We start from the raw sequence: 17,778 nt of genomic DNA on the forward strand, positions 1-17,778 counted from the left end.
GCCTACTTCGCTTTGTCGTAAGAATCGACGACGGCGACACTCACCGGGAATTCGACCGGAATTCGCCCGAACATAAGCTCTTTCGCTGCGTTTGCGGACTCCTCGATCGCCTGGATGCAGGCGTCTACGGCCTCATCCGGGGCATGGACCATTACTTCGTCGTGAAGGAAGAAGACGAGCTCCCCTGAGGGTAAGCCTTCGGCATCCAAAGCCCGCAGCCGCCGTCGTAATTCCGCCAACCAGCAGGAAGCCCATTCCGCAGCCGAGCCCTGGACTACGAAGTTCCGCGTGAACCGGCCACGAGAGCGCGCCAGGTTGTCGGCTCGCCGCTGCTCCTCGGCGGTGGTGGACTGTTGGCTTCGCAACCAGCCGTGGGACGGGGGTGGGCTGCTTCGCCCCAAACGGGTGGTGACGGTCCGGCCTGCCTCGCCTTCTCTGGCTGCTTGCTCCACAAAGCCCACCGCTCGCGGGTACGTGCGTGCCAGTTGCGGCATGAGCCTGCCCGATTCACCGGTGGTGGCGCCGTAAATGGCGCCGAGCAGCGCCACCTTCGCCTTGGACCGGTCCCCACCGAAACCTTGGGCCGCGATACCGGCGTAAAGGTCCTTATCGCGCGCGGCCTCGGCCATTTTTGTGTCCTGGGCGAGCGCTACAAGGACGCGCGGTTCCAGCTGGGAGGCATCGGCAACAATGAGCTTGTGGCCAGGGTCCGCACGAACTGCGGCACGGATGTTTTTGGGAATCTGCAGAGCACCTCCGCCGCGGGATGCCCACCTTCCGGACACCACGCCTCCCACTACATACTCGGGGTGGAACCGGCCATCCTGGACCCACGCATCCAGCCAGGCCCACCCATTCGCGGTATGCAGGCGGGAGAGCTTCTTGTACGCAAGCAGAGGCTGGATCGCAGGGTGTTTGGACTCCTGGAGCTCCCATTGCCGGGTGCTTTTGACTTCGATTCCGTTCCGATGGAGGGCCCGCATAAGGTCTTGAGGGGAGTCCGGGTTCAGGCTTGGTGAAGTGAGGATCTCCCGCAGCTCGTTGCACAGCATCTCAAGTGCCCGCGGCCTATGGCCAAGTGGCGGACGGGGCCCGAGTACGTCGGCAAGGATCTGCTCGTGCACCTCTTCCCGCCAGGGAACGCCGGAGTGTTGCATTTCCACCGCAACGATTGCACAGGCAGACTCGGCCGCGAGCAGCAATTGCAAGCGTTGCTTCCGTTGGTCGTCATCAGGTACCTGGGCGATCGCGTGCTGTTGCGCAGCAAACTGATCCCTCAGTTCAGCCAGCCCCGGACTTTTGGACGCCGGGGTGAAGTCGTCAAAGAGTGCCCCTTGATCGGCTGGCGGGGGTGGGGGCTGCAGTGCCCGCGGCGGCGTTGAATCGTCGTCTTGCGTGAGCTTTTCTGCGTTCTTTGCGTAGTCTGTGTGCGCCGTGAAAGATGAGTGCGCCAGGATGGCTCCGCAGAGGGCGAGGTCGTGGCAGCGCTCCAGTTTCACGCCGCTCCTCAGGAGTTCCGGGTAGCAATCCTGCGCGCGATGCCACACCCAGCGGGGCCGCTGGCTTTCCAGTTCACGGACGACGCCGGGTAACTCAGCTCGCGCCACGACGCGAGGGTCCGTGGTGGCCTTCCCCGTCGGAGAGACTCTTTGCATGGCTGCGCCGTCCGGATGGGCGGCGAGCAGCAAATACATGGTTTCCATTCTGCCCTGTGGGAACACATCAACTGTTCCTCCACAACCCTCGTTTGGGCAGGGTTGTCCACATGGGGCGTTTGAGAGCTTATGTTGCAGGCTTCGACGCCGGGAAAGTGGCTTCATGAGCAAGCGACATCTTGGGCGCAGACGGTCCAGCAACGAACTCTTGGGGCAGGCTGCGGACGAATCATGGATGCCCGGGGAAGCTGCCGAAATCTTACTCGTCACCGGCGATGCCTACCTGCAGGAAGAGGCGCGAAGAATCGTCGCTGCCGCCGGTGGCAGCCTCGAGTTGGCCGCCGACGTCGGAGCGGCAATGCATGGCTGGGATGGCGCCGACGTTGTTCTGGTGGGCAGCGACATCCGCGAGCTGCCGCCTCGAAGGCAAGCGCCCACTGTCTTACTGGGCAGGTCTGTTGAGGGCGATGGGTTGTGGCGGCTGGCTGCTGCCCTGGGCGCCGAGCGTGTAGCTGTCCTTCCCGAGGCCGCAAATTGGTTGGCCGAGTACTTGAGCGTGTCCGGTTCGCCGGAACCTGGCGGTTTCGTTATCGGGATTGTGGGAGGCTGCGGTGGGGCTGGAGCCTCCACCACAGCAATTTGGCTTGCCCAGGCAGCGGCAGGCCACGGCATCAGCACTATCCTGATGGACGGCGATCCTTGGGGTGGTGGCCTGGAACTGGCGATCACCGTACATGAGGTGGCTGGCTTGCGCTGGCCGGACTTCGCCGAAACGCGGGGAAGCATTGATCCCGTCCAATTCAGGGACTCCCTGCCGGTGGCTGGTGGCTTCGCGTTCCTGTCGTGGCCGGGTACCCGTGAAGCGTTCACAACACCGGATGCCGGTTCTGTGGCCGCTGTCATGGATGCCGCGCGACGAAGTTTCGAACTCGTCGTGGTGGACATTGGGCGCAGTGAGGAATGCCTGCGAACCTTCGCGTGGGACTGCGAGAGGATCCTGTTGATGACCACAGCCCACCTGAAACCGGCTGTTGCCGCGGCCCGCATCCTCAACGAGCTGCCACCCTTGGACACGGGATTGGTGGTCCGGGGCGGTGGCCCTTCGGCCGTTGATGCACAACTCATTGCCGAGTCGTTGGGACTGCCGCTGTTGGGGATTCTTCCGGAGATTCGAGGAGCGGCCGCGGGAACCGAACTCGGTCGGCTCCTTGATCTGGGGCGTCGCAAGTCCGTGAACCGGTTCGCCCGGGGCGTGCTGGAATTGAACGGCACGAGTGAATGAGCCGCCAGGACAGAAGCGCGCAAGCCTGGCCCAGGACATCCTTCACCGCTGGGCGCCGGAGTCAGAGCCGTCGGTTGGACTCCGTCCTTCTTGAAACCGTCCGGGAGTCTGTCCTCTCGGGAAACGGGCCAGTAACACCCTCCACTGTTGCGGCCGCCGTACAGGCCAGCGGCAAGCTGTTGGGTACGGCCGGAGCACTAGAGGCCGCGGAATCCATTAATGCGGAATTGAATGGTCTGGGGCCCCTGCAGCAGCTTGCACAAGATCCCTCGGTCACAGACATCTTCGTCAATGGCCCCGGGTCCGTCTGGCTCGACCGCGGTCGGGGCCTGGAACGGTCCCCGGTGCAGTTCGATTCTGAACAGCAAGTCAGGGCGCTGGCCGCAAGGCTGGTCTCTGCAGGTGGTCGCCGGTTGGACGACGGCTCTCCCTGCGTAGATGTCAGGCTCAAAGGCGGCTATCGCGTACATGCAGTTCTGGCGCCTATATCAACTGCGGGGACTCTGTTGTCGATTCGAATTCGGCGCGAAGAAACCTTCACAATGGCTGAATTGCGCGACGGTGGCATGTTCGATCAGCACATCGAGGCTCTTCTCCGCGCAATTGTGGAGCAGCGCTTGAGCTTCCTGGTCAGCGGTGCCACGGGATCAGGGAAGACCACACTCCTGTCCACCATGCTCGGGCTGTGCAACCCGTCCGAACGATTGGTATTGATCGAAGATGCCGCTGAACTCAATCCGGTCCACCCGCATGTACTCACCCTTGAATCCCGCCATGGAAACCTTGAGGGAGGTGGAGCGCTGGACCTTGGCGAGTTGGTCCGTCAAGCCCTGCGTATGCGTCCGGACCGGCTCATTGTGGGAGAGTGTCGCGGCGCCGAAGTCCGCGAGTTACTCACCGCGCTCAATACCGGTCATACAGGCGGCGGAGGAACAATCCACGCCAACACGGCGGAAGCAGTTCCGGCGCGGCTGACGGCTCTCGGCGCGCTCGCAGGGTTGAACGCCGAGGCCGTTCGGTTGCAGGTCTCAAGTGCATTGGACGTTGTGATTCATGTGGAACGGACGCCGTTGGGGCGGAAAGTAGGCTCGATCGGTGTGCTGACTGACTCCTTGCACGGCCAACAAGTGGTGACCGCACTGCGATGGAGCCCCGAGGGCCTAGCGCAGGGACCAGCGTGGGCGGAGCTGAGTTCACGGCTTTCTCCTGGGGTATCCGGGGAGGCGGACGGATCTTTGCAGGGCCTACCCGTCGGCCCGGATGCACTCACTGTGATGGGCCTGGACTTGTGATCCCCACCCTGGTGCTAGCACTGGCGCTGGCGGCATTGCTCCAGCTCAAGCCGCCCCAAGCCGGCAGCCGACGAATGCGGGCAAGACTCGCCAAGCCCTCGTCCCTGAGTGGGACCGGTGTTCGGAAAGAGCATGCAACACCAGGAGTGGGCAAAAGGCCGTGGCGCATGTGGCGCGCAAAGGTAGAACCCTTATCCCTCGTAGTGTTGGTGCAGCAACTCGCTGCACTTTTGCGAGGAGGACGCGGACAATCGCAGCTTTGGGAAGAATTATGGCTCGTCCATGGTTCCGGACCGGGCCTGGAGGCCTTGCCGAGGACCACAGCCCACCAGCCGACTCCAGGAATCTCAGTGGAATCCGTCAGGGTGCTGGCCTCCGCGCGGGCAGCCTCAACCATTGGAAATTCCCCAGCAGAAGCTATTCGCAACAGCTCCGCGAAGGTCTATCCAGGCCGGGGAAGCACGGAACGCCGCATCTGGATGGAATTGGCCGCATGCCTTGATGTGGCCCAAACCAGTGGCTGTCCACTCGCAGAGCTCCTCACCAGGTTCGCAGCACAACTCGAAGCTGAGGAAGATTCTGAAGCAGCACGTCAAACTGCCCTCGCTGGGCCCAAAGCCACGGTGAGGTTGCTGTCCTGGCTCCCGGTCTTTGGCTTGGTGCTCGGGATGGCCCTCGGCGTGGACCCGTTGGGAATCCTGCTGGGTAATGTCTTCGGAGTGGCCACTCTGATCATTGGCCTTCTGCTGACCGTCGCAGGGCGTGTGTGGTCCTCCCGGCTCGTCGCTTCGGCTGTAGGGTCCACATGATGTCTTTTGCGCTCGTGGCGGTACTGGCTCTGGCGGCCTTTGTGGGATTCGCCAGGCCCGCAGGGCTTCGCGGCCGGTTGTACACAAGTTTGGCCGAGGAGCGTAACTCCAAGGACGACTCCAGCCTTCGACCAGAGGCCGCCACTGCGGGGGACGGGCTTCGGGACACGGCGATGATGCTGGAACTCGTAGCTTCCATGCTGGATGCAGGTGCCGGAATCGGGCGGGCACTGGAACTGATTTCCCTTAGCGCCGGACCGAAAATCAGCCAGGATCTCCGTCCCGTGGTCGCTGCGCTTGCCATGGGGGCCGACTGGGACGCTGCCTGGCGAAACCCTGCCCAGCATCAGCCCGAGGTAGCGCGCTTGAAGGATGCTCTGGCTTTCGCCGCATTGACCGGTGCGCCCTCGGCTTCCATTCTTTATGCCCAAGCGGCCAGGGAGCGCCGCGAGCAATTCCGTGCCGCCGAGAAGCGAGCTGCCGCCCTGGGAGTGAAGCTTGTGGTTCCCCTGGGCCTTTGTTCCTTGCCCGCCTTCATTTGCCTGGGAATCGTGCCCGTCCTAATCGCCATGCTTCCGGCTGGATAGCGAACGTTATCAGCGCTTGCCCGGCAGCCGTCTCTTCCTCCACAACCAGTCCCAGCGGGTGGTTATCCACTTGGCTGAACCAGGGGCTTCAGCGGCGGCCGGAGTCAGGGAAGAGTCGATTTCACCCCGGCAAACCTGTCGGCTTTCTTGAAAGGAACACCCTATGGAAACTCCCTCCAGCACCCTCCCCGCCCGGCGCTCCGAGCGACGGAACGCCTCGCGTGCGCTGGCAGCAACTCTTGCCGGTCTTGCATCCGTGGGGCATGGCAGCGGCACGGATGAGGCCCGGCAACACAAGAGTGGCAACCGCGCGGTTGTGCAGTTCGGGATTGAACAGCATGGGACGGAGCAGCTGGAGATGGAGCTGTTCAACCGGGTAGAACCTCATGGCCCGGCCACAATCCAGCAGTTGAACAGGCAGATGACCCTCAGGCGAACCCCGCTCATGGGGTCCGAAGGCGGTATGGCAACAGCGGAATACGCCATAGCAACGCTCGCGGCCGTGGGGCTCGCTGGTTTGCTGGTGGTTATCCTGCGGAGCGAGGAAGTTCGAGGATTCCTGCTCAACCTGGTTCGCACCGCGTTGTCCTTGCCATGACCTCGTCGGTGCTTCTCCCCATTAAACCCGTGACTCTCCAAATTAAGCCGGCGTCTCTCCCCATCAAAATGCCCGCAAGACGGAAGCAATGCGGTGCCGTAACAGCCGAGTTCGCAGTTGCCCTGCCAGCGGTGATTTTGCTGTTCGCCTTCTTGTTGGCGGCGGGTTCAGCAGGGATAACACAGCTGAGATTGGAGGAGGCGGCCAGTGCCGGTGCTCGCAGCCTTGCGCGGGGCGAGAATTCCGGCGAAGTGCAAGGCATCGTCAGGCGCTTGGCGGGCGAGGGAGCCACAGCGGGGGTGGCAAGCGACGGCGATTGGGTGACTGTGACAGCCACCGCAGCGGTAGGAGGTACGGTGGGCTCACTGATCCCCTGGACTTTGACGGCTTCGGCGTCGGCCCGCGATGAGACACCCGGGGCATCTGTTCGGAGCGACGTGAGCCACGTGCCGGGTGCCTCGGTGGCCGGTGTAACGCAAGTGGCAACACGGCGGAACATGGCACCGGGGGATACCGCCTTTCGGGTTGCGGTGAACCCTTGGATTCCCTTGTGAGGGTTCGCTGCCTATGGCGGCGAACCGTGAAGCGTCCTCCTTTAGGGTCACACCCTGAGCAAGGATCCGGCACGGTTCTGGCGCTAACACTGGGGTTCGCTGTCCTGGCATTGCTTGGCGGGCTGCTAGTTCTGGCCCAAGCGGGGGTCATGGCGTCGCGGGCTGCGTCGGCAGCAGACCTGGCAGCCCTCGCGGCGGCCGATGCGGCGCGTGGAATAGCCTCGGGTGAGCCATGTGCCGTGGCGGCCGGCGTGGCAGGCCAGCAGGGTGCCACAGTGACAGCCTGCGACGTCGTCCGGGGCGAAGTCGTGGAGGTCGCCACGGAACTGGAACAACCGTTCCTCTTCGGCAGGGCCACGGGCAGGGCGCGGGCTGGGCCGCCTCCTTAGCCAATGGAGCTGGGGCGGTATTGGTTGGGACTGCCCCGGGCTAGACGGCGTCTTTCAGGAGGACATCCAGAAGTGTGATGGCGGCTGCCTTGTCCAGTGGGTTGTTCTTGTTGCCGCATTTTGGCGACTGCACACAGGACGGGCAGCCGGCTTCGCATTCGCACGCCTTGATGGCTTCCCGGGTGGCTGTAAGCCAGACCTTGGCCTTCTCAAAGCCGCGCTCGGCAAATCCGGCGCCACCGGGGTGCCCGTCGTAGACGAAGATCGTTGGTACCCCAGTGTCGGCATGCAGGGCGGTGGAGACGCCGCCAATGTCCCAACGGTCACTGGAGGCCACCAACGGAAGGAGACCGATCGCCGCGTGTTCCGCCGCATGCAAAGCGCCGGGGAACTGCGCTTCCACCAGGCCGGCGCCATGTAGTGACCTGTTGTCCACAACGAACCACACCGCCTTGGTAAACAGATCCCTGGCCCCGAGATCGAGCGGCTCTTCGCCCAGAATCTCGTTCGATATCAATGCCTTGCGTTGGAAGGAAACCACCTGGGTTGTGACCTTTACGTCCCCAAAGTGCGCAGCGATGTCGCCCCACTGGACCGAGCGCAAGGTTTCCAGGACTTCGATCTGCGTTACATCCCGTGCTGTGGTGTAAAAATCAGGGTTCACGCGCCGCACCATGACGCAGTGGTCGGCCTCGTTGAGTTCCTCCACCAGGTAGCTGTCCCCTTGGTGGACGTAGATTGCACCGGTGTGGGCCTGATAGTGGGTTTGCGGTGAGTCCATCGTCCCCAAAAGGGAACCTGTCCCGGCGTCGACGATGCTCACGGGTCCACCACCGTCGGCCCGTAGATTTACCATCCCGGCTGCGCTCTCCGGGTGGGTCCAGAACCATCCGGCCGGGCGTTTTCGGAGATATCCCTGCAGGACCAGCCGGTCAAGGAGGCTTTCAGCTGTGGGCCCGAAGAGGTCGAGTTCAGCCGGACCCACAGGCAACTCCGCTGCCGCCGCGCACAAGTGAGGTCCCAGGACGTACGGGTTTCCCGGATCAAAGACTGTGGCCTCGACCGACACATCGAAGATGGCTTCCGGATGGTTCACAAGGTATGTATCCAAGGGGTCGTCGCTCGCCACGAACGCCGCTATGGCGTCCTGACCAGCCCTTCCTGCGCGTCCAATCTGCTGGAAGAGCGAGGCCCTGGTCCCGGGCCAGCCGGCGACCAAAACCGCGTCAAGCCCGGAGATGTCGATGCCGAGTTCCAAGGCAGAGGTACTGGAAACCCCCAGCAGCTGTCCGGACCGCAACGCTTTTTCCAAGGCACGCCGTTCTTCAGGCAGGTATCCGGAACGGTAGGCCGCCACGCGGCCGGGCAAGCTGGGATCCACCTCGTCCAGGAGCCGTTTGGTGATGGACGAAATCGATTCAGCTCCGCGCCGGGACTTGATAAAGGCAATGGTTCGTACCCGGGAGGAAACAAGGTTTGCCAGGATGTCGGCTGTTTCGGCCACCGCAGTCCGCCGTTGCTTCGCTCCGTTTTCGCCCTTGACGTCTGTCAGGGCGGGCTCCCAGAAGGCCACGGTGGTAGAGCCATGCGGAGAACAGTCTTCGGAAACTTCCCTGACCGGAGCGCCGATGAGCCGGCCGAAGGAGACGGCTGGCTCGGAAGCAGTGGCAGAAGCGGCGATGAATACGGGTCCAGGGAAGGAGCTCCCGGCGCCGTAGTAGGCGCAGATCCGGCGAAGGCGCCGCATGAGGTTGGCTACGTGCGAGCCGAAAACACCCCGGTAACTATGCGCCTCATCCACGATCACATAGCGCAGCCTGCGGAAGAACCGTGCCCACCACGTGTGGTTGGGCAGAATGCCAAAGTGCAGCATGTCCGGGTTTGCCAGGATGAAATTGGCATGATCGCGGATCCAGCGGCGCGACGCAACGTCGGTGTCGCCGTCGTAGGTTTCTGCTCGAACGGTAGGGAGCTTCAGCGAACGGATAGCCGCCAATTGGTCCGCCGCCAGTGCCTTGGTGGGGGACAAGTAAAGTGTCACGGCACCGTCGTCGTGGATCTTTCCAGGCTCGGACAATACCCGCAGCTCCGAGCGGTGGATCGCGTCCAGTGCGGGTAGTTGATATGCGAGCGATTTCCCTGAAGCGGTGCCCGTTGCGATCACCACATGCTGGCCTGCCTGGGCAAGGTTGGCGGCCTGGACCTGGTGTCGGTACGGTTCGTGGATGCCCAGGGAGACGTAGGCCTGGACGATGTCCGGGTGTACCCATTCGGGCCACGGTTCGTTGACGGCCTTCCGGGCGGGGATCGTGTGGACATGGCGCAGCTGCTCCGGGTCCGGGGTCCGGCCCAGCAGAGAGATCAGCGAATTTGGTGCAGCCACCAAATCATTCTGTCACTCTGCGGCGGCGCCAACGGCGGCACCCGAAGGGACCGCCGTCGACGATGGCCGTTAAGCAAGCGTTCTCACGCTACGGAGAGGTCGGAACCTTGGTTGCTGCTGATTGACATCATGAGAACGTGGCACACCACGTCCCACCCAAGGTGGGAGTAGAGCTTTTGGCCGTCCAGGGATGCCAAGAGAAGTCCGTTCTGGACATCGTGCTCGAACGCTTGGGCGGCGAGGGCCTTCATGATGAAACTCCCGAGGCCTCGGCGCTGGAATTGAGGCTCAGTGACGATCTTGTCGAAAACCGCGGTGCCGTTAACTACGAATACGCGGCCGCTGGCGGCCACGTTCTCGCCCGAGTGGACCACCGCATAATGGACGCCGTTGGTTTCGGAGGTAGCGAGTTCGAGGTCATCGTCAGGGAGCCAGGGGTCCTCGGAATCCTGGGTCTCCATATCCACGATCATCATTGTCTGTGAGGCGGAAGTGACGTTCAGCCCGTGCTGCTCGGCCAGGTACTTATACCGTTGGACGTCGTTGGTCAGCACGGTCAGAATCCGTGTCTCGGCTTCCGCGGTCTTCGCGGCGAGGTCGGCGAACTCTGCATCGGACGGATCGTGGGCGAAATACTCCCAGTCACCCGTCTTATCGGCGCGCAGCGCGGCGGGAAAGCGTCCCTCTTGACGTGACTCGTAGCCCCGGCAGCCGGACCAGCCGGCCACCCAGACTTCCAAGAGGTGCGCGATGTCTTCAACCAAGGCGTCTGGACTCATGTAGAGAGACTATGCCAGCGCCCCGGGAAGCAACAGAGCCCGGTCAGGGGAAGAATCCGTGCTTATGAAATTGTGACTTCGAAGCCTGGAGCGTGTCTGGTTTCCCCAGGGTCCTCGGTGCGTCTGTAAGCGGGGCACCGCAGATTTTAGTACACCCAGTACCCTTTAATAGTGGCTTTAAACCGAATTGTGCTTTTCTATGGCTTTACCCCGATCGCCGACCCCGACGCCGTGCGTCTGTGGCAGCGTGCCCTCTGCGAGAAACTGGGGCTCACCGGCCGGATCCTGATCTCCAAGGACGGTATTAACGCGACGGTTGGCGGCGAGCTCAACAACATGAAGCAGTACGTGAAAACCACGCGCGAATACAAGGGCTTCCACGACATCGACTTCAAGTGGTCCGAGGGCGGGGCTGCCGATTTCCCACGCCTGAGCGTTAAGGTCCGCGACGAAATAGTTTCCTTCGGAGCTCCCGGCGAGCTGAAGGTCGACGAAAAGGGCGTAGTGGGCGGAGGCAAGCATCTCCAGCCTGAGGAACTTCACTCCCTGGTGGACGCAAAGAAAGCGGACGGGGAAGACGTGGTGTTCTTCGATGGCCGCAACGCCTTCGAGGCGCAGATCGGCAAATTCAAGGACGCCATCGTTCCGGACGTCGCCACTACGCATGACTTCATCAAGGAACTCGAGTCCGGCAAGTATGACGCCCTCAAGGACAAGCCCGTAGTCACTTACTGCACGGGCGGCATTCGCTGCGAGGTGCTCTCAAGCTTGATGGTCAACCGCGGTTTCAAAGAGGTGTACCAGCTCGATGGTGGCATTGTTCGCTATGGCGAAACCTTCAAGGACAAGGGACTCTGGGAGGGCTCGCTCTACGTTTTCGACAAACGCATGCACGTAGAGTTCAGCGACGAAGCAAAGACCATAGGCGAATGCGTTCGCTGTGCCGCTCCCACCAACAAGTTCGAGAACTGCTCCAACCTGAGCTGCCGGACGCTGACTCTCTACTGTGCAGAATGTGCCTCAAGTCCTGAAACCCTTCGCTGCCCCGAAGGCTGCGAAGCCGCCTGAGCGCCAACCCCCATCAGAGCCTGCTGACCCGGTACGCGAAGTTCGCGTCTGATCTGGCGCCCACTGTGATGGCCAGGATGGCGTCCTTTTCCAACTGCACCACGCTCACCCGGGCATTGGCGCATCCCAAGGTCAGGTCAACCAAATCCGTCTCGCCTACGCTGACTGCGAATGAGACGCGGCGAGTGCCGCGGCACGCCAGCGTCACGGCGTAAGTTCCGCCCGGCAACTGCACAGTCTGCTCGGTTCTGGACTCGCCGGAATTCAGGAAGCCGCTGCTCGAATAGAACGACTGCCCCTGCGATTCCGGCAAAGCCGCTTTGGCCCACTCCTTCAGTGCCTCACCCGTAACGGTTTGCTCCAAGGCTGGGTCAGGAGGAAGCACGACATTGCTGCCGCTAGTGTCTGTGGGGCTGGAATCCGCACGGCCGCCATCGTCATAGGTGTACTCGCACGCCGTCAGCGCGCCACCCAGAACGAGCAAGAGCCCGACGGCGGCACTTGCCAGCCGTCTGGACACAACGGAGCCAGCCACCTTGCTGCCCATACGTTGACTTTACGCTGGCCTGGAAGCGCACCATAGTGCTGCCGGGCGGGGGGGGTTAATTAGCGGCGGGCACCAGCTGGTAAGCAAAAATCAGCGGGGCATCCACGCTACTCGTGGAGATAGTGAGGGCGGCGGTGGCGGGGACTTTGATCTTCGCCACTTCGAGGCTGCCGTTGCAGGCGGCTCCCGCATCGGCAATTTGCTTTCCACCGGAAGAAACGGCGAAGAACACCTTTCCTCCTCCATCGCAGGCCATCGTCAGTGTGTAATTCCCGGCGGGAACGCTCGGTGACTCCTTGACCAGCGGGTCCCGGTTCAGGATCTTGCCGGAATCCTCCAACGTCACGGTGTTGGCTGAGGGAAGAATTTTGTCTTTCCATGCCGGTACATCGGCATGTTCGACGCTGACCGGACCCTGGCAGGCTGAGGCCGCCAGTAGCGTCCCGGCAGCAATGACAACAAGGCCTGCGCGACGCCTTGTGGAGGAGAGGTTGAGCATGCTTCCACGCTACCGGGTCCCACAGCGAGGTTTTGTCCACATAGCCCAAACCACGGACCGCTCCCATGAAGCAGCCCCCATAGACTTGCAATGTGACTCAAACCCCCGAAATATTTACCGAAGGCAATACTGACGGTGCTCCGCGCAGCGACCATCCTGAGCTCCTGGCGTCTCTCGCCTCTGACCTTCGCGCCATCTCATACACGGTCGACGGCGTGGCGGAACTTCTGGGGGAATCCGCCTATGCCGCACTGAACAGGGACCAGATAATTCCAGCGTTGTTGGTGAGCGAACGCTTGTCCAAGAGCGGAGTGGAAACCACCAGGGCGCTGTCCGTCATAGTGCGGCTGTGGTTACTTGCTGTCCCACAGCCCCAGTCCGACGTTGACATTGCGCTCCCCACTATCGGCGCCCAAGGCCTCGCCCGGCTCGGACTGATCACCCTCGAAGCTGGCGTTGCCACGGCCAAGGTGGATCTGCGTCCCTATGGCTGGGAGGCCAATGCAGACGGCAGCGGGGGAGCGGAGCTCTGGGTAGCCAGCGATCTCGCTGCCCACCAACAAGCCGGGGTCCTGAGGCACGATCACGTGCTGGGGATAGGACGGGCATCAACAACCTTGGTCCAAACAACCATCAGGCAGCACACGCACCGTGCCCTGGACCTCGGGACAGGCTGCGGCATCCAGACGTTCCACTTGCTGCATCACTGCGAACACGTAACGGCGACGGACATTTCTGAAAGGGCGCTCGCCTTCACTCGTTTTAACCTGCTCCTCAACGCTCCAGAACTGGACCTGGATCCGAACAACCTGGAAGCCCGCGTCAGCCTGCGCCTGGGCTCGCTCCTGGAACCCGTGGCAGGGGAACGTTTCGGCCTCGTCGTCTCCAACCCGCCCTTTGTCATTACCCCGCGTCGCGCTGGGGAGTCCATGGCTGATCAATTTACATACCGCGACGGCGGTCTGCCCGGTGACGAGATCGTCGCCTCGTTGGCGCGGTCTCTGGCGGACGTCCTTGAACCCGGCGGCACAGCCCAAATGCTCGGCAACTGGGAGATCCGCAAAGGGACACAATGGCAGGACAGGCCGTCCTCATGGCTCAAAGATTCCGGCCTGGACGTTTGGTTCATTCAACGCGAGCAGGTGAACCCGGAGCAGTACGCAGAGACCTGGCTGCAGGACGCCTCGGAGAACCGGGACCGCAGCCACTATCAGAAGTCGTACGCCGCGTACCTCGACGACTTCGCATCGAGGGATGTTGAAGGAATCGGCTTTGGCATGATCTGGCTACGCCGCCCGCAGACTTCAAACGAGGTACGCATCAGCCGGTTTGAGGAAATTACTTACCCCATTGAGCAACCTATCGGCCCCCATCTCGGAGCGGCCGTGGAGCGCGCCGACTGGCTTGCCGGCAGTACTTTGCCGGAAGCACACCTTGTGGTGGCCGAGGACGTCACCGAAGAGCGCCATCAGCGTCCCGGGGCTGTGCATCCAGGCGTGATCCTCCTCCGGCAGGGGGCTGGCCTTCGTCGAACAAACCTGCTCAGCACGGAGCTGGCGGGCTTTGTGTCTGCTTGTGATGGCGAATTATCCGTACGGCAGATTGCCGGAGCCTTGGAAGCACTTCTGGGAGGCACAGACGACTTCGATTCAGGGTCCTTCCGCGAAGGGCTTTTTGCCGAAGTACGGAATCTCGTCCTGGACGGGTTCCTCCTCCCGGATTCGCAGGAAGCGTCTACGCAAGAGGAGTCCGTATGAACAGTGCACGGCCGCCGCGCCCGCTCGGTAGCAACTCCCCAGTAAGTGACCCTGCTTACACTGATGAAGTGATTGCGAACAACGAGACATCCCAGGCGTCAGGCGATGCCCCCCGGCGCAAGAGGGCCGAGAAAACGGTTGAGATAACCGATCCCAAGGCTATCCGTGCATTGGCGCACGCCGCCCGTCTCGAGGTCATCTCCGAGCTCTACGCAACACAGGTAAGCCACACGGCTACTGAGCTCGCGGCCCGTACCGGCCTGACGCCCAGTGCCATGAGCTACCACCTCCGTGCGCTCCAGAAATGGGGGATCGTTGCTCCGGCGGAAAATGCCGGCGACGCAAGGGAACGCCGTTGGAAGGCTGCTGGAACGGACTTCAGGATTTCAGGCGGCAGCGTGGCCAGCCCGGAGATCGCAGTGGTCGATCTTGAGCTGGATGCCTTCCGGCGCAGGGCTTCGGCTTTTGCCAAGGCCCGGGGAGAACGCAGGCAACGTGGCGAAGCGGCGGAAGAGCCGGCGTCGGTGGTGCTGGCGAGCAATTTGCTGTACTTGACCAACCAGCAGCGCAAAGAGCTTTCTGAACGGATCCGGGAGGTCCTGCGGGAGTACGAACTGGAAGACCCTACCCAGATTCCGCAAGGTGCCGAGCGTGTTGCTACTCTGTGGTCAATGATGCCGGATGACCGCATGGCACCTGGGCACTAGGGGCCCGGCCAGCCCTTCGGATTTCCGCGCCAGAACGCAGGATTCTGCAATCTATGGTGAACTAGGCCAATATGGGCACCAGCCCAATTACACATTTTTTCTGTAGGAGCACCGTGCCCAGCAAGGCAAAAACCGGCAAGAAACTCGTGATCGTGGAGTCTCCGGCCAAGAGCAAGACCATCGCCAAGTATCTTGGCGAGGGCTTCATCGTCGAGGCTTCCATCGGCCATATCCGGGATCTCCCGCAGCCATCGGACCTCCCTGCAGAACTCAAGAAGACTTCGCTGGGTAAGTTCGCCGTAGACATCGAAAACGACTTCAAGCCGTATTACGTCGTATCCCCGGACAAGAAGAAGAAGGTCGCCGAGCTCAAGGCCCAGCTGAAAGACGCTGACGCGCTCTATCTCGCAACCGATGGGGACCGCGAGGGCGAAGCCATCGCGTGGCACCTGCTTGAGGTCCTTAAACCCAAAGTTCCCGTGTATCGCATGACTTTCGGTGAAATCACCAAGGAAGCGATTCACCGTGCCATGGATAACCTGCGGGACGTCGATACCGCCCTGGTTGATGCCCAGGAGACCCGGCGCATCCTGGACCGGCTCTATGGCTATGAAATCTCTCCGGTTCTGTGGCGCAAGGTTGCCAGGGGGCTTTCCGCGGGACGTGTGCAGTCCGTGGTTACCCGCATGGTGGTTGACCGCGAACGCGAACGCATGGCTTTCCGGGCCGCTTCCTACTGGGACCTGACCGGACAGTTCGGAGCCGACTCGGGATCTTTCAAGGCAAAGCTTGCCGCGGTGGACGGTTCCAAGGTGGCCAGTGGCCGTGACTTTAACGACAATGGCCAGCTCACATCCTCCAACGTGGTTCACCTCAACGAGGAACTCGCAACATCATTGGCCGCAGGTCTACAGAACGCCGATTTCCGCGTTCGTTCTGTAGATACCAAGCCGTACACGCGCCGTCCTGCCGCACCGTTCACCACCTCCACGCTGCAGCAGGAAGCCGGACGAAAGCTCCGCTTCTCCTCGAAGAGCACCATGCAGGTTGCCCAGCGCCTGTACGAAAACGGCTACATCACTTATATGCGTACGGACTCCTCTGCCTTGAGCGATGAAGCTGTCACGGCAGCCCGGCGCCAGGCCGCGGAGCTCTACGGTCCCGAGTATGTGCCCCAAAGCCCACGCGTGTACGCCAACAAAGCTGCAAATGCGCAAGAGGCCCACGAGGCCATCCGCCCCGCAGGTGACTCGTTCCGCACGCCTGCCCAGGTGGCCAAGCAGCTCAGTGGAGACGAATTCCGTTTGTACGAGCTCATTTGGAAGCGCACGGTCGCGTCCCAGATGGCCGACGCCAAGGGCTCCACAGCCACCATCCGGCTGGGTGCCGCGGCAGCTGACGGACGAGACGCTGAATTCTCTGCCTCGGGTACCGTCATCACCTTCCCCGGCTTCCTCGCCGCTTATGAGGAGGGCAAGGACGAGAGCCGCGGAGATGAAGACTCCGATGAAGCGCGCCGTCTGCCCAACGTGGCCAAGGACGACTCCCTGAAGGCCTCGGACATCGTGGCAGTAGGCCACGAGACCTCACCGCCTCCGCGCTACACGGAAGCCTCGCTGACTGCTGAGCTGGAAAAGAAGGGCATCGGCCGTCCGTCGACCTATGCCTCCACGATTTCCACAATCCAGGATCGCGGCTATGTCCGGAAACAAGGTTCTGCCCTGGTTCCCAGCTGGATCGCTTTCTCGGTGATTCGCTTGCTTGAGCAGCACTTCACGGATTATGTCGACTACGAGTTCACCGCCGACATGGAAGGCGACCTGGACAAAATCGCCAACGGCCAAGCCGTGGGCGCAGCGTGGCTGAAGCACTTCTACTATGGTGAAGACGCTGATCCCGGGTTGTTGAGCATCGTGAACAACCTCGGCGAGATTGACGCCCGCGAGATCAACTCCGTGCCCATAGCAGAGGGCATCACCTTGCGTGTGGGTAAGTTCGGCCCCTACCTTGAAAGCAGCATCCCCACCGTTGATGAGAAGACCGGTGAAGTGGTGGAGTCCGCACGGGCCAACGTCCCGGAGGAACTCGCTCCGGACGAGTTGACAGCCGCCAAAGCAATCGAGCTCATGGAAACTGCCGCTCCCGAGGAACGTGTCCTGGGAACCGATCCACACACGGGCCATACCGTGGTTGCCAAGAACGGCCGATACGGCGCCTATGTCACCGAGATCATCCCCGAGATGACCGAGGAGCAGCTGGCAAACCAGCCCGTTGAGTACTACAAGAACGGCAAGCCCAAGCCTCCAAAGAAGCCGGTGAAAGCCAAGCCACGCACAGGTTCGCTGTTCAAGTCCATGACCGTGGACAGCGTCACCCTGGATGAGGCCCTGCAGCTCATGAGCCTGCCCCGGGTGCTTGGCGAGGACGCCGAAGGAAATGTCATCACCGTCCAGAACGGCCGGTTCGGACCTTACCTGAAGAAGGGTACGGACTCCCGTTCAATCGGGTCCGAAGAAGAAATCTTCACCATCACCCTGGAACAGGCCTTGGAGATCTACTCCCAGCCCAAGCAGCGTGGTGCCCGGGCCGCCGTGCCGCCTCTGGCCGAGTTCGGTCCGGACCCTGTGTCGGAGAAGAACATCGTGGTGAAGGAGGGCCGTTTCGGTCCGTACATCACTGACGGCGTCACGAACATCACGGTTCCGCGCTCAACTTCGCTTGAGGAGCTGACCCGGGAACGCGCCGTCGAACTTCTTGCCGAGAAGCGGGCCAAGGGCCCCGTCAAGCGGACGACTACGCGCAAGGCGCCAGCCAAGAAAGCCGCCGCCAAAAAGTAATGCCACAACAAAGTCAGGGTGCCGTCCGGGAAGCA

At 62.0% G+C, this 17,778-nt stretch carries 16 protein-coding genes; 11 read left to right on the forward strand and 5 right to left on the reverse strand.

Going from position 1 to position 17,778, the window contains the following annotated elements:
- Nucleotides 1–2 precede the first annotated feature (2 nt).
- On the reverse strand, nucleotides 3–1,694 hold the full coding sequence (locus tag KSW38_RS21700; RefSeq protein WP_216927026.1) for a bifunctional 3'-5' exonuclease/DNA polymerase: 1,692 nt from the start codon (nucleotides 1,692–1,694) through the stop codon (nucleotides 3–5).
- Between the two features lie 124 nt (nucleotides 1,695–1,818).
- Between KSW38_RS21700 and ssd the strand changes: the two genes are divergently transcribed.
- From ssd to KSW38_RS21735, 7 genes are all read left to right on the forward strand, one after another.
- Nucleotides 1,819–2,937 (forward strand): septum site-determining protein Ssd, encoded by a 1,119-nt coding sequence (ssd, locus tag KSW38_RS21705; protein WP_308169461.1) that lies wholly within the window; start codon nucleotides 1,819–1,821, stop codon nucleotides 2,935–2,937.
- Nucleotides 2,934–4,229, forward strand: coding sequence for a TadA family conjugal transfer-associated ATPase (locus KSW38_RS21710; RefSeq protein ID WP_216927027.1), 1,296 nt, complete (start codon nucleotides 2,934–2,936; stop codon nucleotides 4,227–4,229). Before ssd ends, KSW38_RS21710 begins: the two co-directional genes overlap by 4 nt.
- A 167-nt stretch (nucleotides 4,230–4,396) precedes the next feature.
- Nucleotides 4,397–5,038 carry a type II secretion system F family protein gene (locus tag KSW38_RS21715; protein ID WP_308169462.1) on the forward strand — a complete coding sequence of 214 codons (642 nt, stop codon included), beginning with the start codon at nucleotides 4,397–4,399 and terminating at the stop codon, nucleotides 5,036–5,038.
- Nucleotides 5,035–5,625: a type II secretion system F family protein gene (locus KSW38_RS21720; protein ID WP_428982424.1), complete on the forward strand. Its 591-nt coding sequence runs from the start codon at nucleotides 5,035–5,037 to the stop codon at nucleotides 5,623–5,625. The genes KSW38_RS21715 and KSW38_RS21720 overlap by 4 nt, the downstream gene beginning before the upstream one ends.
- 163 nt (nucleotides 5,626–5,788) lie before the next feature.
- Nucleotides 5,789–6,223, forward strand: a complete 435-nt coding sequence (locus KSW38_RS21725) for a DUF4244 domain-containing protein (protein ID WP_216927029.1) — start codon at nucleotides 5,789–5,791, stop codon at nucleotides 6,221–6,223.
- A 29-nt stretch (nucleotides 6,224–6,252) separates the two neighbouring features.
- The gene (locus KSW38_RS21730; RefSeq protein WP_308169463.1) at nucleotides 6,253–6,777 is read left to right on the forward strand and encodes a TadE family type IV pilus minor pilin; all 525 of its coding nucleotides are present in this window, start codon (nucleotides 6,253–6,255) and stop codon (nucleotides 6,775–6,777) included.
- A gap of 26 nt (nucleotides 6,778–6,803) precedes the next feature.
- Complete coding sequence (locus KSW38_RS21735; protein WP_216927030.1) at nucleotides 6,804–7,166, forward strand: Rv3654c family TadE-like protein; 363 nt, start codon at nucleotides 6,804–6,806, stop codon at nucleotides 7,164–7,166.
- A 40-nt stretch (nucleotides 7,167–7,206) separates the two neighbouring features.
- On the opposite strand, the gene KSW38_RS21740 is transcribed toward KSW38_RS21735, so the two are convergent.
- Nucleotides 7,207–9,549, reverse strand: coding sequence for a DEAD/DEAH box helicase (locus KSW38_RS21740; RefSeq protein WP_216927031.1), 2,343 nt, complete (start codon nucleotides 9,547–9,549; stop codon nucleotides 7,207–7,209).
- Nucleotides 9,550–9,632: 83 nt separating this feature from the next.
- Complete coding sequence (locus KSW38_RS21745; RefSeq protein ID WP_216927032.1) at nucleotides 9,633–10,328, reverse strand: GNAT family N-acetyltransferase; 696 nt, start codon at nucleotides 10,326–10,328, stop codon at nucleotides 9,633–9,635.
- Nucleotides 10,329–10,499: 171 nt separating this feature from the next.
- Here KSW38_RS21745 and trhO point away from each other — a divergent pair, with 171 nt between their 5' ends.
- The gene (gene trhO, locus KSW38_RS21750; RefSeq protein WP_216927033.1) at nucleotides 10,500–11,396 is read left to right on the forward strand and encodes an oxygen-dependent tRNA uridine(34) hydroxylase TrhO; all 897 of its coding nucleotides are present in this window, start codon (nucleotides 10,500–10,502) and stop codon (nucleotides 11,394–11,396) included.
- A gap of 13 nt (nucleotides 11,397–11,409) precedes the next feature.
- Here trhO and KSW38_RS21755 read toward each other — a convergent pair whose 3' ends face one another.
- Both KSW38_RS21755 and KSW38_RS21760 read right to left on the reverse strand, forming a co-directional pair.
- Nucleotides 11,410–11,943, reverse strand: a complete 534-nt coding sequence (locus KSW38_RS21755; protein ID WP_216927034.1) for a DUF6023 family protein — start codon at nucleotides 11,941–11,943, stop codon at nucleotides 11,410–11,412.
- A 55-nt stretch (nucleotides 11,944–11,998) separates the two neighbouring features.
- Nucleotides 11,999–12,442, reverse strand: a complete 444-nt coding sequence (locus KSW38_RS21760; protein ID WP_216927035.1) for a DUF6023 family protein — start codon at nucleotides 12,440–12,442, stop codon at nucleotides 11,999–12,001.
- Nucleotides 12,443–12,534: 92 nt separating this feature from the next.
- Between KSW38_RS21760 and KSW38_RS21765 the strand changes: the two genes are divergently transcribed.
- From KSW38_RS21765 to topA, 3 genes are all read left to right on the forward strand, one after another.
- On the forward strand, nucleotides 12,535–14,199 hold the full coding sequence (locus KSW38_RS21765) for a DUF7059 domain-containing protein (RefSeq protein ID WP_216927036.1): 1,665 nt from the start codon (nucleotides 12,535–12,537) through the stop codon (nucleotides 14,197–14,199).
- On the forward strand, nucleotides 14,196–14,906 hold the full coding sequence (locus KSW38_RS21770; RefSeq protein WP_216927037.1) for a helix-turn-helix domain-containing protein: 711 nt from the start codon (nucleotides 14,196–14,198) through the stop codon (nucleotides 14,904–14,906). The genes KSW38_RS21765 and KSW38_RS21770 overlap by 4 nt, the downstream gene beginning before the upstream one ends.
- A 113-nt stretch (nucleotides 14,907–15,019) precedes the next feature.
- Nucleotides 15,020–17,743: a type I DNA topoisomerase gene (gene topA / locus KSW38_RS21775; protein ID WP_216927038.1), complete on the forward strand. Its 2,724-nt coding sequence runs from the start codon at nucleotides 15,020–15,022 to the stop codon at nucleotides 17,741–17,743.
- The last annotated feature ends 35 nt before the right edge of the window (nucleotides 17,744–17,778 follow it).

Source organism: Paenarthrobacter aromaticivorans (assembly GCF_019038615.1).
GTDB lineage: Bacteria > Actinomycetota > Actinomycetes > Actinomycetales > Micrococcaceae > Arthrobacter > Arthrobacter aromaticivorans.

What these genes read in the sequence shown, in the direction of transcription:
- KSW38_RS21700 (WP_216927026.1), bottom strand. Translation starts at nt 1,694, where the DNA reads ATGTATTTGCTGCTCGCCGCCCATCCGGACGGCGCAGCCATGCAAAGA.
- ssd (WP_308169461.1), top strand. Translation starts at nt 1,819, where the DNA reads ATGAGCAAGCGACATCTTGGGCGCAGACGGTCCAGCAACGAACTCTTG.
- KSW38_RS21710 (WP_216927027.1), top strand. Translation starts at nt 2,934, where the DNA reads ATGAGCCGCCAGGACAGAAGCGCGCAAGCCTGGCCCAGGACATCCTTC.
- KSW38_RS21715 (WP_308169462.1), top strand. Translation starts at nt 4,397, where the DNA reads ATGTGGCGCGCAAAGGTAGAACCCTTATCCCTCGTAGTGTTGGTGCAG.
- KSW38_RS21720 (WP_428982424.1), top strand. Translation starts at nt 5,035, where the DNA reads ATGATGTCTTTTGCGCTCGTGGCGGTACTGGCTCTGGCGGCCTTTGTG.
- KSW38_RS21725 (WP_216927029.1), top strand. Translation starts at nt 5,789, where the DNA reads ATGGAAACTCCCTCCAGCACCCTCCCCGCCCGGCGCTCCGAGCGACGG.
- KSW38_RS21745 (WP_216927032.1), bottom strand. Translation starts at nt 10,328, where the DNA reads ATGAGTCCAGACGCCTTGGTTGAAGACATCGCGCACCTCTTGGAAGTC.
- KSW38_RS21755 (WP_216927034.1), bottom strand. Translation starts at nt 11,943, where the DNA reads ATGGGCAGCAAGGTGGCTGGCTCCGTTGTGTCCAGACGGCTGGCAAGT.
- KSW38_RS21760 (WP_216927035.1), bottom strand. Translation starts at nt 12,442, where the DNA reads ATGCTCAACCTCTCCTCCACAAGGCGTCGCGCAGGCCTTGTTGTCATT.
- KSW38_RS21770 (WP_216927037.1), top strand. Translation starts at nt 14,196, where the DNA reads ATGAACAGTGCACGGCCGCCGCGCCCGCTCGGTAGCAACTCCCCAGTA.